General features: G+C 62.7%; 15 protein-coding genes. 3 read left to right on the plus strand and 12 right to left on the minus strand.

Going from position 1 to position 13,153, the window contains the following annotated elements:
- Positions 1–179 precede the first annotated feature (179 nt).
- From flhD to V5738_RS16275, 9 genes are all read right to left on the minus strand, one after another.
- Positions 180–710 carry a flagellar transcriptional regulator FlhD gene (gene flhD / locus V5738_RS16235; protein WP_423821853.1) on the minus strand — a complete coding sequence of 177 codons (531 nt, stop codon included), beginning with the start codon at positions 708–710 and terminating at the stop codon, positions 180–182.
- 238 nt (positions 711–948) lie between these two features.
- On the minus strand, positions 949–1,251 hold the full coding sequence (locus V5738_RS16240) for an EscU/YscU/HrcU family type III secretion system export apparatus switch protein (protein ID WP_423821854.1): 303 nt from the start codon (positions 1,249–1,251) through the stop codon (positions 949–951).
- Positions 1,241–1,939, minus strand: a complete 699-nt coding sequence (locus V5738_RS16245; RefSeq protein ID WP_423821855.1) for a flagellar hook-length control protein FliK — start codon at positions 1,937–1,939, stop codon at positions 1,241–1,243. Before V5738_RS16245 ends, V5738_RS16240 begins: the two co-directional genes overlap by 11 nt.
- Positions 1,940–2,586: 647 nt before the next feature.
- Positions 2,587–2,949: a flagellar protein FliT gene (locus tag V5738_RS16250; RefSeq protein WP_423821856.1), complete on the minus strand. Its 363-nt coding sequence runs from the start codon at positions 2,947–2,949 to the stop codon at positions 2,587–2,589.
- Between the two features lie 7 nt (positions 2,950–2,956).
- Complete coding sequence (gene fliS, locus V5738_RS16255; RefSeq protein ID WP_423821858.1) at positions 2,957–3,337, minus strand: flagellar export chaperone FliS; 381 nt, start codon at positions 3,335–3,337, stop codon at positions 2,957–2,959.
- A 37-nt stretch (positions 3,338–3,374) separates the two neighbouring features.
- Positions 3,375–4,796, minus strand: coding sequence for a flagellar filament capping protein FliD (fliD, locus tag V5738_RS16260; RefSeq protein ID WP_423821859.1), 1,422 nt, complete (start codon positions 4,794–4,796; stop codon positions 3,375–3,377).
- 262 nt (positions 4,797–5,058) lie between these two features.
- Positions 5,059–5,307 (minus strand): hypothetical protein, encoded by a 249-nt coding sequence (locus V5738_RS16265; RefSeq protein ID WP_423821860.1) that lies wholly within the window; start codon positions 5,305–5,307, stop codon positions 5,059–5,061.
- 231 nt (positions 5,308–5,538) lie between these two features.
- Positions 5,539–5,952, minus strand: a complete 414-nt coding sequence (locus V5738_RS16270; RefSeq protein ID WP_423821861.1) for a hypothetical protein — start codon at positions 5,950–5,952, stop codon at positions 5,539–5,541.
- A 6-nt stretch (positions 5,953–5,958) separates the two neighbouring features.
- The gene (locus V5738_RS16275) at positions 5,959–6,336 is read right to left on the minus strand and encodes a hypothetical protein (protein WP_423821862.1); all 378 of its coding nucleotides are present in this window, start codon (positions 6,334–6,336) and stop codon (positions 5,959–5,961) included.
- A 158-nt stretch (positions 6,337–6,494) separates the two neighbouring features.
- Between V5738_RS16275 and V5738_RS16280 the strand changes: the two genes are divergently transcribed.
- Positions 6,495–7,328, plus strand: coding sequence for a uroporphyrinogen-III synthase (locus tag V5738_RS16280; RefSeq protein ID WP_423821863.1), 834 nt, complete (start codon positions 6,495–6,497; stop codon positions 7,326–7,328).
- 148 nt (positions 7,329–7,476) lie between these two features.
- A complete protein-coding gene (locus tag V5738_RS16285) occupies positions 7,477–7,923 on the plus strand; it encodes a DUF3429 domain-containing protein (RefSeq protein WP_423821864.1) in 447 nt (148 codons plus the stop codon).
- A 72-nt stretch (positions 7,924–7,995) separates the two neighbouring features.
- On the opposite strand, the gene V5738_RS16290 is transcribed toward V5738_RS16285, so the two are convergent.
- The gene (locus V5738_RS16290; protein WP_423821865.1) at positions 7,996–9,360 is read right to left on the minus strand and encodes a 3-oxoacyl-ACP reductase; all 1,365 of its coding nucleotides are present in this window, start codon (positions 9,358–9,360) and stop codon (positions 7,996–7,998) included.
- Positions 9,361–9,484: 124 nt separating this feature from the next.
- A complete protein-coding gene (locus V5738_RS16295; protein WP_423821866.1) occupies positions 9,485–10,744 on the minus strand; it encodes a serine hydrolase domain-containing protein in 1,260 nt (419 codons plus the stop codon).
- Positions 10,745–11,150: 406 nt separating this feature from the next.
- On the opposite strand from V5738_RS16295, the gene V5738_RS16300 reads away from it, so the two are divergent.
- Positions 11,151–11,867, plus strand: coding sequence for a TetR/AcrR family transcriptional regulator (locus tag V5738_RS16300; protein WP_423821867.1), 717 nt, complete (start codon positions 11,151–11,153; stop codon positions 11,865–11,867).
- A gap of 551 nt (positions 11,868–12,418) precedes the next feature.
- On the opposite strand, the gene V5738_RS16305 is transcribed toward V5738_RS16300, so the two are convergent.
- Positions 12,419–13,150 (minus strand): hypothetical protein, encoded by a 732-nt coding sequence (locus V5738_RS16305; RefSeq protein WP_423821868.1) that lies wholly within the window; start codon positions 13,148–13,150, stop codon positions 12,419–12,421.
- Positions 13,151–13,153: the final 3 nt, after the last annotated feature.

A 13,153-nucleotide genomic window follows, 5' to 3' on the forward strand; every position in this document is an offset into this window, starting at 1 on the left:
ATAGGCCCCTGCTGTCTGGACAGCCCACTAGGCTGTGTTCTGTCATCCCACCGACCGCGATCCAAACACCGACGCCCGGCGAACAACCGATCCGTTGATAGGTCGCTCGCCGGGCGTCTTCAGTACGCTCGAAGCCGGCCCGCCATAATCAATGCATCAGCAGGTTGCCGGCGCTGCTATTACGAATTATGCCGCTGCTGGTTGTCGTCATTATCGTCGTCGTCATCTTCGGCATCTGCTGCACGCCGCGATTGTTGACGACGTTCCTGTTGGCGCCGCTCTCCTTGACGCCGTTCGGCCACCCGACGCTCAATGCCATCGGGGGGGCCGTCGTTGCGCTCTCGCCGATCTCCTTGGCGTCGATCGCCCACTCGGCGGTCGCTCGAGCGGCGATCATTAGCGGCACGACGCTCGTTGCTGCCTAATAAAATCGCGGCATGGACCTGACGCAGGCTTTCGTCGCCACCCGCCTCGATCAGCGCATACAGCTGATCGGCGTCCTGTAACGAGAAATGACAAAGCAATTGGTTGCACCGCGCTAGGCGCGCCAGATCGGGCACCGGAATCCGACTGAGCAGATCGGCCATTTCGGCATCGATCTTGAGGCGGAACATAGCCGCTTCGCGGTCGGTGTTGATCAATCGCTGCATCAGCAGCAAATAGGACAGATTGACTTCCCGGATGTCATCGAGCAGATGGTCGGTTTCCACTGTTCACCCCTTGCTTCGGCGTCGCGGTTGGGACTGAACCCGGTCACAAGTGCCGGACGCCGCCCCCAGAGGACGCATAAAAGCCAGGTGCCACAGCCCCGCCGATCACGCCACTCACGCAACTTATGCCGCGTATTGGCCGCAAGCATATTGTCTATGCGTAGAAACTATGTGACAGAACCCGGTAGGTCAAAGAGACTTCGACCTGGAACTGGAAATATTTCGTTTTTAATTTCCCCTATTTGCGGTCGTTTTGAACGGCGGCACGCTCCAGTTCGTAAACCCATGCAAGCAATTCGGCTACCGCGACATACAAGGCCGGGGGAATGCGGGCATCCAGATCGACCTGCGACAGAAGTCGCACCAGCTCGGGCTCGCTATGCACGTAAAGACCATTTTCGCGCGCTTTTTCGATGATTGCATCGGCGATATCGCCATACCCTTTGGCCACAACCCGGGGGGCGTCATCGCCAGCGTCATAGCGCAGCGCGACCGCCTCGGGGCGTACATTCTGGTCGGACGGTTCGTTATCATCGCTCATGACCCGGCTCCGTCAGAAGATGCACTGTGGGTTCCGAGAAACCAGCCTGCTGCAGGCGGTTGCGCAGGGTCTTGAGATCCGCCGCCAGCAGGTTGCGCCCTGGCCCGTCTTCGGCCCAGGCTGCGATACGGACCCGGTCCTCGCCAACGCTGAGCCGTGCTTCGAATGTCCCGAGCCCGGCCAGCTCGAGCGATAACGACGTGGTATGAGTCAGCCGTTCGTCTGAAGTATCGCCCGTCTCATTCGACCGCTCCTGAATCTGCCAGCGCATGGGCACTCCGGGCCACGCCTGGCCTTGCCATTGAAACACCCCACTGGCCAGCATTTCGGCCTGCTGACGAACAACTGCCGCCAAACGCGGATCGACCGCCGCCCCGGCCCGGTCACTGGTGCCTCCGGCCCCCGGGGCGCTATCTGTGCCGGCGTTGCGATCATGTCCCGAGGCGCCCAATCCGGCCTGGGGTTCGGCATGGAGCCGAGCCAGCGGATATCGCCCACGAACCCATTGGGCCAGATGCGATTCGTAGAATAAACCGCTGGTCGTGACCTGCTGGCCCAGCAGACTTGCCAAGGCCGAGACACGCGGTTGCTGCAAACCGTCGATCAATGCATCGGCCTGCTGGATCCCTACCTTGCTCCCACCGAGCGAGCCCAGAAGACGGGCCAGCGCATCGCCCCCCCGAGACAAATGCAGTTGAGCCGAGGCCGTCGTCTGTGGCGCGCCAAGAGACGCCGCTGGCACCGGCAGCGATCTGGACGCGTCCGTCGTCGCGCTCGACCGGGACTGGCCGGTCGTACCAGCCGCAGGCTCGATCGACGAGCGGCCCGGATAAGGTGTCTGTCGAGACGCGTTCGACGGAATCTCGCCGCTGATCGGACGCAGTGCCGACAACGGCCCATCCGCCGAGCGCGTCCCAACTCGGGCCACATCGCCCGCACGGCCGGATACCTGCGGTAAAAGCGTATCGAGAATTGGTGTGATCGTACCCATGGCCACTCGGCTGAACTAGACGGCATCGCGCCTTGCAAGAGCAACTGACAAGCAAGCGCTTTCTACGACAATACCGGCCCGAACCCTGTTATGCGGTATGGCCTATAGATCGCCAAACACACACGCCCGATGCGCTTAAAAAAACCAACGTCATGCCTGCCCCGGGTTCGCGCCTCGGAAGGCAGCGTCTGTCTGCTGCAGCTCCAGATCGGGACGACGGCAATCGGTTTTACAACCCGGCCTTGCGGATTGCCGTGGCCACAGTGGCTTAGGGCTTACCGGGGATGACGCTTACATCATCCCCGCCCTGCGCCGGACGCGACAACGACATGTCTGCGATGGTTTTAACTGCGCCCCTGTCGCTCGTAGGCTTGAGCCACGTCCTGGCGTCGCTGCGAGCTGGACATAGACTCGCTGAGCTCACCCAGCCGCCGATCGAGGCATTCCCGGACATCGGCTTCGGCGGCCTGGATCTCCAGTACCAATGCATACTTGCGGCCGGCATCGAGTTCCGAGAGATCGATATCCACTTCGGCATCCGCCAACGCCTCCATCGCGCCGACATAAGTCGTCTGTAGGGCAACCAGCTGATCCCAGTCCCCTGCCTTGGCGTAGTGGCGCATCATTCGACTGTAATCGCGAATCATCTCGTAACGCGACACGATATCCGGTTCCGGCGCCTGCCCCTGTTCTTCCTCGACGTACATTTTCGCTCTACCCGATTTGTTTCCACGCCGAAGCGATATCGTCGAGCAACCGCTCGACTTCCTGGACGGCTTCGGCATCATTTCTAAGATTGGCATGCATCAAACGCCGGACCATGTAGTCGTAGAGGCTATCCAGGCGCTCGGCCAGTTCGCCGCCCCGTTCCATGTCCAAGGCAGCCCGTAGGCCGCGCTCAATGATGTCGATCGCCTTGGACAGAGCCATACCACGGGCCGATACATCGCCGGCGGCCAAGGCATAGCCGGCCTTGCGCAGGGCGCCCTGGGCACCGTCGAACAGCATCACGATCAATTGATGGGGAGTAGCGCTCATCGCGCCACTCTGCAGGCCGACACTCGCGTAGGCCTGGGCAGCTTGTCGGGTTTGCATAGTTATTTACTCATTGTCACAAACTAGGCCGGCTCGATCACTCCGAGGACGACGAATTCAACTGCGAGAGCTGCGTGGTCAGATAGGACTGGGTCGAATTCAAATCCGACATCAGCGAGTCGAGTTGAACGAACTGTTGGCGATAACGCTCGATTTCGCTATCGATCGAATCCTGCATCTGATCCATGCGATCGTTGACGCTGTCGATACTGCGCTGCACGCCGTCGCTGGCGGCCGATAGCAACCCGTTATCGTCGGTCATGGCCGCGATCGTGCTCGATACAGCGCCCGCTACCCCGTCATCTTCCACATCGGAGGCCAAATCGCCGGAAAACAGGCGGGCCACGCCGCGTGGATCGTTATCGAGCGCAGCATCCAGTTTTTCATCGTCGACCTTCAACGAGCCGTCGGTCTGAAGCGAAATACCGATATCGCTGAGCATCGACAGATCGCCGCCCTCGACCGAGGTATTCAAGGATTCGCGGATCCGCGAAGCCACCGAACGAGCCGTGGAGTCCCCCAGCAGCACCCCGCTGTTCGCATCAGCATTGTAGGCCGTGAGGTTGTCGGCGGTGCTGCGGTAGCTGTTATAGGCTGATATGAACTTGGTCAGCGCGCCTTTGATTGTGTCGTTGTCGCGCGTGGTGGTCAGCGACTGCGGGCTGTCGGCCTCAGTGGTGCCGGTCAGTGACAGGGTCACACCCTGAATCGCATCCTCGACCGTATTGCTCGAGCGAGTGATATCGATGCCGTTGACCGACAGCTTGGCATCCTGGGCCGCGACCGTTTCGGTCATGGCCCCGCCGCCCGCAGCGCTATCGTAGCCGAGCACGTCCGACAGCTGGGTACCGCTGCCACCGGCAGCATTGGTCGCCGAGATATTGATTTGGTTGTCGGTGCCCGGGGCGTTGGACGACAGCGCCAACCGATACGGCGTATCGCTGCCGTCGTTGATGATCGAGGCCGACACCCCGGTACCCGCTGCATTGATCGCATCGCGCACGTCTTCCAGCGAAGCGTTGTCTTCGCCGATCTCGATGTCCACCGGGTCATTGTCGCCGGTGGTGATCGTGATCGTACCGCCCTTGCCGAGGGCGGCTGTACTATCGGCCACGGCCGGCGCTACCAGCGACTGCGCCTGGGCTAACTGGGTGACCGACACACTGTAACTGCCGGGCACAGCCTCTTTGCTGGAGGAGGCCGTGAAGGCATCCCCACTGGTACTGACCTGGGTGGATTGAAACAGACTGGCGTCGTTGAGCTTGTCGGCAGCCGACTGCAGATTGTTGACTGAGCTGGTGAGCCTGCCATAGGCCGACAACTGGGTATTGAAACTCGACAGGCGGCTCTGCAACGGTTGCAGACGCGTTTGTTCCGAGGATTGCAGGCTATCCAGCAGCGAACTGAGGTCCAGCCCCGATCCGACGCCGAGCGACGAAATGGAAGAAGAACTGGGCATGACTGACACTCCATCCAAGCCGCCAACGCGGCCCTTTTATTGGTTGAGGCACGTATCGGCCCAAACGCAGCGAACTTTAGGAAGCATCGTTCGAATTATCACAATTCATGCATCCAAGCGGTTTTTCGAAAACGTCCTTCTGCAGTACAGAAAGAGCCGCATACGACCCCGGACTCGCTCGCTATGCCCCATCGACAGCCCGGCCGCCAGCCGGTCTCTGAGCTGCTGCAAACAAGGCGCAGCCTAGAATACGCCGTTTGCCTTAATCGGCTTCGGTCGAATAGCTGCGTTTTTTTGCCTTATTTCGCTGGCCGGGCGGACATTCGGTTCCCGAACTGGACAAGGTCCGGCCGTGGGCGCCTTCGCAAAAGTGCTCGCCGTTGTCGCGCCCGTCGTAGCCGCGTAGTCGGTAGCTGTCGGGCTGATAGTTGCTCGGCCAGTGTTCGAGCTCTGGCGTGACGTTGATACCAATTTCGGAATAGAAATCCGAACCAGTCAGCGCAGGCGGCACCGGTAGACCGTCAGGGTGGCGGTGGCCGTCGGCCCATACGGGCGGTGCATGCCGAGGCTCGCCGGCCGAAGCCGGCGGCGGTACCAACGTGACATTCAATACAGCCAGCAATAACGCGGCTATTGCCGTCGGTAAGCGAGGACGGCGCGCTAGGCGGCATTTGTGCACTATCGACTCCGATGCATCCATCGGATGGTTATCGGCGTGAGACGGTCATGCTTGAACATTGACTTATTTCTCGCGGCGGTGACGTCGCGAACGCCATTCCGACAACGCTCCCCACCGCGGGCTCGGCGCACTCGAGGTCAACCAGCTGGATACGCCACGGCCGACATACTGATTGATACGTCGCAGCCCATCATAGAATGGTGCGCCACGATAATTCGGCCCGGCGACCGTGCGGTGGGCCGTTTCGACACTGGTAGCGCCTGCATCCACGAAACGCTCGAAACGTTTCTGACTGCGCCGCAGGCGACCGCGGGCTTCCGCCAGACGCAGCGCCTCGGCGCGAAACGCACGCAACCGTGCAAACCGTCGCTCGGCCTGAGCCAGCTCGGCCTCCAGACCGATCACCATCACACCCAGCACCGCTGCGCCGAGCAGCACGACCAATACCAACACGAGCGCGACGGCATCAGCGATCATCAGCGTCTATGACCCGGTGGGATGGAAAACATGCAGGGCCACGCCAACGCCTCGCTCGGTCAACACCTGCTTCATCTGGATCGCGGCCTGGTCGTAAACCCGGCGACGAATCAGCCGCGGCGCTACTCCGGTCAGCGCCCCTGCCCACCGCGACTGCTGACGAGCCAGGGCCATGGGGTCGGTCAATTCGACAACGATGCGACTGCCCCCGATTTCGGCCATGAAACTGTCGAATTCACGGTCTTCTTCGGCCAGACTGCGGCCCAGTCGGTCGATTTCCGCATCCAAAGCCGCCAGCCGGCGCCGCGCCCGTTCGAGCCGTACGGCCAGATAGGCGATCGCTGCGAGCGCTGCAATCACCAGAACGACGACGAGCCAGATCATGTTGTCCACCGACGTTGTCACTGTTCAATGAAGTGTGCGGCGGCCGATCGAGCCGCGCAAGCCTGCCCGCCTGCGATCACCGATCGCACCGAGCCAGCGTCGCTCCCGGTTTCGACAAGCTCTAAACTGAGCCTATGCACAGTGCCCGGAACGCCGACATGAACGATAGCAGCGCCCCTCTGACCGACCGACGCATCGGCATCCCCGAATCACGCCAGCTTGATTTATTTGCCGACATGCTCGAAAAACGCGGCGCGCTCGTGACCCGCTGCCCGCTGGTCGATATCCACGATGCCCCGGACCCAACACCGGTCCGGGCCTGGTTCGACAACGTTGTCGAGCAGGGCCTGGACGACATGATTTGGCTGACCGGCGAAGGCGTGCGCCGGTTACGCGATTTCGCCGAGCGCGTCGACCAACAGTCGAGCGTTCGGTTCTGGCAGCGGATGCACGCAACCCGCACCATCACCCGTGGTCCGAAGCCGGTTCGTGAACTCAAAAAACACGACATCGGCACCGATCTTCCGGCGACCGAGCCCACCACGGCCGGCATCATCAACGCCCTGGTCGGTCACGATCTCAATGGCCACCGCGTTGGCGTGCAGCTCTATGGGACCGATCCGAACAGTCCGCTGATGAGCGCCCTGTCGGAACACGGCGCGATCGCCCTGCCGGTAGCGCCCTATGTCTATGCCGATCAGGCCGAAGACGAGGCCGTGGTCGCGTTCATTCAAGCGATGATCGACGGCCGGCTGGATGCCGTAGCCTTTACCAGTTCGCCGCAGGTCCGGCGGCTATTCAAGGTCGCCCGCCGGCAGGCCATCGAGGCCGAACTGCAACGCGCCCTGGATGACATCTGCGTTGCCGCGGTCGGACCGTTGGTCGCCGATGCGCTGTCCGAGCGCGGTATCACGGTCGATCTGATGCCCGAATCAAACTATTTCATGAAACCGCTGGTTCGCGCCGTGGTGCAACACTTCACTATGCGCTGATCACCACTCGACGATGCCCGCCGGGCCGCTACCGGGTGTGGCACCGAATTATGTAGGCTGATGAACGCCGGTGAGCGGGGCTGACCGGCACCGGTATGATCCACCCGATGGCCAGACACGACGCCCGACCCATCATCAAGGAGAGACCATGGCCCGTTCCGTTTCCGCTCTAGCGTTGGCGACCGGCCTCGGCGCACTCGCCGTCGTGCCGTTTGCTGCCGGCGTGTACTACGCCCTGGCCCATGGCAGCGAGGGCGCGACCCAGGCTTTGCACTGGTTACTGGCCTATCTGGCGACGATCGTGTCGTTCATCGGCGGCGCCCAGTGGGGACGCATGCTGGCCGCCAAGCAGGCCCCGCCACTGGATATGGTTCTGGCGGTCGTGCCGGCATTGATCGCTTGGCCGGCGCTGCTGATGAATGGGCCTTGGCCGTTCTTTTTATTGCTGGGCGCCCTGATCTTTGCCTGGCTGGCCGATGAAAACGGCGCCCGCAACGGCTGGCAGGGCCGCGGCTATCTCCAGCTGCGCCGCGTCCTGACCCTGGTCGTGGCCCTGTGCGTGATCGCGATCGGCTGGCGTGTCATGCGTGGCTGAGCCGGCCAAGCCGATATAGCCGGCGCCACGCCGCGCGACCAGCGGCATGGCGCGGTAGCAGGCCAACGCGGCTCAGGCGCCGATCAAGCTCTGCCCACAGACCCGTAGCACGTTGCCGGAAATACCGCCGGCTCCGGGCGTGCAAAGACAGGTGATGGCTTCGGCCACGTCGTCGGGCGTGCCGCCTTGGCCAAGCGACGATAAACGCCGGCCGGCCTCGCGTACGCCAAACGGCATCTCGGCGGTCATGCGGGTTTCGATAAAGCCGGGCGCGACCGCGTTGAACGTGATCCCACGTTCGCGCTGGCTATCGGCCCGGTGCTCGACGAAGCCGATCAGTCCGGCCTTGGTCGCACCGTAGTTGGTTTGTCCGCGATTGCCAGCGATGCCGCCGATCGAGCACAGACAGACGACGCGGCCGTGCTCGTTGATCACCTGTTCGCCGCTCAGTACGGCGTCGACGGCCAAGATCGCCTCTAGATTGATCGACAGCACCATGTCCCAGTAGTGCTCCGGCATATTGGCCAGGGTCTTGTCGCGGGTCACGCCCGCGTTATGGATGACGATATCCACGCCGCCGAACCGCTCGTTCAGAAAATCCGCGATCTGACGCGGCGCGCTGTCTTCGGTGATGTCAACGGCGAGCGCGCTACCACCGAACTCGCCGACCGTGGCCTCGAGCGTATCTCGATCCTGGGGGATATCCAGACACACCACATGCGCCCCCTCGGCCGCCAGCCGCCGGGCAGTCGCTGCGCCAATGCCGCGCGCGCCGCCAGTCACTAGCGCGATCTTGTCGGCCAACGGCTGGGTCGCTGGCGGGTTAGCTGGAAACATTCCGGTCGCGGTGACGGTCAGGGCCTGGCCGTCCACGAACGCGCTATGGTCGGATAAGAAAAACCGCAGCGGCGTGGCGATGCGCTCTTCTGCCCCCGGTTCGATATAGATCAGATTGACCGTCGAGCCGAACTTGCCGATTTCCTTGGCAAAAGAACGAGTGAACCCCTCGACTGCCCGAGCGGCCGCCGCGGCTTCGACCGAGGCCATTGCCTCCGGCTGGCTGGTCACAACGACCACGCGGGCGTTTTTGGTCAGCCTACGGGCTACTGGATGGAAAAAATCGTAGAGCCGTTTCAAATCACCGGATGCAGCCATGTTCGTGGCATCAAAGACCAGCGCATCATAGCGCTCGGCCTCGCCCTCGCGCGGCGTGTCCTGACGGTGGACATCGGCGCCGGTCGCAGCAAGCACGGATTCGAGATGGGACAACGCCGTCGCGTGTTGGCCGGCACCGACCAACACGCGTTGGCCCTCAAGAAACGACTGCTGGTAGGCGCCGGCGGCTCGCGCCAGTTCGGTCGGCGTGGGAATGCCCATGGCCTGCATGATCTTGCGCATGGCCGGCTTTGAAGCAGCGTTGACGAGATAATCGCTCATCGGCATGGATCCTGTTTCTGGCTCCGCCGTTTTGTCGGTTCGCAACAGCACACGGAGTCAATCGACGTTCGCGGCTCAATATAGCAGCCGAACCCTGTCTCGGGAGGTCGCCTGGCCACACCGTCTAGACATCGCGGCATAGCCGGTTGAGCGTGCCCAGGCTGCGCATGTACTGCACCAAATGGCCGCCGAGGATCGCCTTGCCGGTAGTCATCAAGCCAGCCGCGATATCCCGCGACGGGTCGGCCCAGCCCAGGATATTCATGAAACCGAGATGGCCATAGGCCGCGCCGCACATCGGCCCGTACAGGCCTACCGGGTCCATACCGAGCATCAGCCCTTCGGTATAACGCATCGGGATCTTGAGCGCCCAATCCAGCTGCGGTGGCGAGGCCGGACGCAGCATACGGGCAACGGTTTCGGGCTCGAATACGCGCTGGCCGTGATAATGCCCGCCGTTGAGCAGCATTTGATAGAAACGCGACAGCTCTTCGGCCGTGGCATAAAGGTTGCCCGCCGGAATCACCGCGTCCATGAAAAAATCGCTGTTGGAGACTGCGACCACTTCCTCGAACGGCACCGACAGGGCCTGGCAAGCCCAGCGCGAGACCGGCCAGCGTACCGGCTGCCCGGCCACGTAATTCTCGGCCACACGGGAACGCGAGCGCCGATCCAGCCCGTAGGTGAAATAGCGCATGCCCAGCGGCTGGCGCAGCCGGCTGTCGAGATATTCGGTCAGCGACTGGCCAGACACCCGACGAATCACCTCGCCCAGAATGAAGCCACCAGTGAAGGAGTGATAGACCATGCGCCGGCCCCCACGCTCGGCCGGCATCGCACAGATGCGGTCGATGCAGGCATCCCAGTCGGCCAGCAACTCAGGGCCATGGTCGTCGGCGGTAAAAAAAGGGAAACCGCCGCGGTGCGCTAGAATCTGCGCGATCGTGGTCCGCGATTTGCCCTGGCCGGAAAAAGCCGGCACATAGCGCGATACCGGCGCATCCAGATCGATACCGCCTTCTTCGGCCAGTTTGTGGATCAGCGCTGCGACCACTGACTTGCTCGCCGAGAAGATGCAGACCGGGGTATCGGGTTCGGCCCGGCGTGCATTCGGTGCCAGCGGGTGCTCCGGCGCCAAGCCACGGGCATAGCCGATCGAACGGTTGAGCACGATCTTCCCCTGCCGACGCAAACAGAACGTCAATGCCGGATAGACCCGGGTCCGATACATATCGCCCATAGCTTGCCAGATCTGCTCGACGGCCTCCGGCGATAGCCCCACCTCGCGCGGATCGACTTCCGCCCGTCGGTCTATCCGGGTAATGCCGCTCAGATCATCGGTGTCGATCGCGATTCGACGCGTATTCGGCAGGGCTAGGCTCATGGTGCTCGATGCCTCGCTGCGGGCTGTGGGCGCGCTTTACGCATATATCTACCACGATCTCGCGCTCGTCGCCCGAGGCCGTGCACCGACGTGCACGAGCGCACCAACCGCCCTGCCGTTTAGGGGCAATACCGGGCAGTGCCGTGGTCTTGCATCGGCGAGCGGCCCTGGGCGGGCGCCTGTCTTATGGCCGAGCGCGTTGCTGTCGTACTGAACACGTGCATCAAGACGTTTCGGGATATTCCGTTATTTCTCGTGGTCCAATACATACCTGATTTCGGCGATATCGCGGGTTGCGTATCCGACGAACGGCCCAATAAATGCCAACGGGTGAGAAACACCCTTTTCAAAAATAGAAATTTTCAGACAATACCGCCCCGAAGCACTTCGTTAAGCAGGCTCTTACGTGACTGATTCAGCTCGCAAGCATTACGCGTCCAACCGCAGCCGCAAGCGTGGTTATCGCGGTCTTTCCGCCGAGGAATTGCGCCGCCAGCGCCATCAACGACTGATCGAAGCCGGCACCGCGCTTTTTGGCGAGCGCGGCTACACGGCCACGCCGATCGAGGCGGTCTGCAGCCAGGCCAAGGTCTCGACCCGGCATTTCTATGAACAGTTCGGCGGTCGCGAGTCGATTCTGCATGCGGTCTACGACGCGCTGATCGCCGAGATGGAAGACATCATTCGGACCTCGCTGACCTCCGGCCGCCATTCGTTGAACCTACGTGTGGCCGATACCGTCGAATCGCTGGTGCACTACCTGCTGGACGACCCTCGGCGCGGACGCATCGTCTGCATCGAAGCGGTAGGGGTTTCCGAGGCGATGGAGAAAAAACGGCGTGCGACCACTCATGCCCTGGCCGATCTCATTCAGCGCTATGCCACGTTGATGGCCGAAAGCGGCGACCTGCCTGAGCGTGATTATCGCCTGCCTGCGGTCGCGCTAGTCGGCATGCTCAACGAGTTGGTGGCCGAATGGCTGACCGAAGACACCGGCTTGAGCGCTGCTGGCATGGCGCGCGAGGCCAAGATCATGTTCCGAGCCATGATTTTCGGCGCCCAGCATTACGAAGCCACCGATCACGCCCACGGCGAGGCCGTGGTCCAAGACAAGGCGTCGTAAGCGCCCGGCACGGCTGGGCTGTCTACGCACAAGCGCGAAGGGCTCGACCGCTTAGGCACAGCCGCGTCGGCGACGCCCAGACCATCGAGTCGTTCGGCATCCTCCGGTCGACCCGCGTTGGCCCAGCGGCGCCAGCGCCCGGCCCGAGGCGGGCCATTCGCCATGCCAAGCACCGTCGAACCCCGAACGCGGCATAAGAGTGCTCGGCCCAGCACCGCCCGACCCGTTTGATGTCGCACCGGCATCCGCACCAGCGCTTTCTGAGCAATGACGATAGGCGCATGGCGAAAACGGTATGGTGAGCCGACACGACAGCGCGACCACCCGGGCTGGCCGCTGAGTCGTTCATGTATGGGCGCCCGGCGGCGTTGCGTCTTTAGGGCATACCCGGCCAGATCCGGCGGCTCGCGTCCAAGCCAAACTCGGGCCGAACTCGGTTTGCCTGTCCAACGTGGCGCAGACGACCCATCGCCCGCACTCGGCATAGCGTACGCCCCAGCCCGATACCACCGGGTCGAATCGCGGCCCGTGGCTGCCGTGGTCGCAGCATGTCAGCGGCGTGAACGCTGCCGGGCAGCGAGCGTTTCGGCCGGGCCGTGGCAGTCGCGCCATAACGTCCGGCCATAGTCACTGAGCGTTACTGAAGCCCGCACGATCCGTGGGTACAGACGCAGCGTCTGGCGGACATGATCGTAGGCTTCGCGCAGCTGGGTATCGGCCAGCAACAGCTCATATTCGGCATCCAGGGCCTCGTCTTCCGGTTCGATCCGCATCAGGCCAAGCTGAATCAGCTGGGTCATGTACTGGGGTACGCAGTCGCGCAGCAGCACCCCGGCGTCGCGACCCAGCGAACTGGCGTTCGACAGCACAGTCACGCCCACCGGGCCTGCCGGCAGCCGGCTGCCGCCGACATGGCACAGCGGTGCGATGCCGCGCTCGGCCAGCACCGCCAGCATCGACACCTGGTCGGGCACGAGCTGACTCAATGTCTGGCGGTACAAATCGTCGCGAGCTGCATCCGGGTCGACGCGGTAGGATCGCTCGATCAGATCAGCCAGCATTTCGGCCGGCGCGGGTGCACGCCCGGGCTCCTCCGGCCCGACCGGGCGACCCTCGAGTTCATCGAGACGCTGCTTGAGTTCGATCAGCGCCCAGGTTTCGGCATCGGCCAGGCGCCGCACAGCGGTACCGGCCACTGGCCAGCCCTCGGCGTCGCGCATGGCATCCAGCAGTCGATCGAAGGCTCGCGGCCCGCGTTTTTTCGGCATTCGGCGGCCGGTCATGGC

Origin of the sequence: Salinisphaera sp. SPP-AMP-43, from assembly GCF_049568105.1 — a bacterium.
Taxonomy (GTDB): Bacteria; Pseudomonadota; Gammaproteobacteria; order Nevskiales; family Salinisphaeraceae; genus Salinisphaera.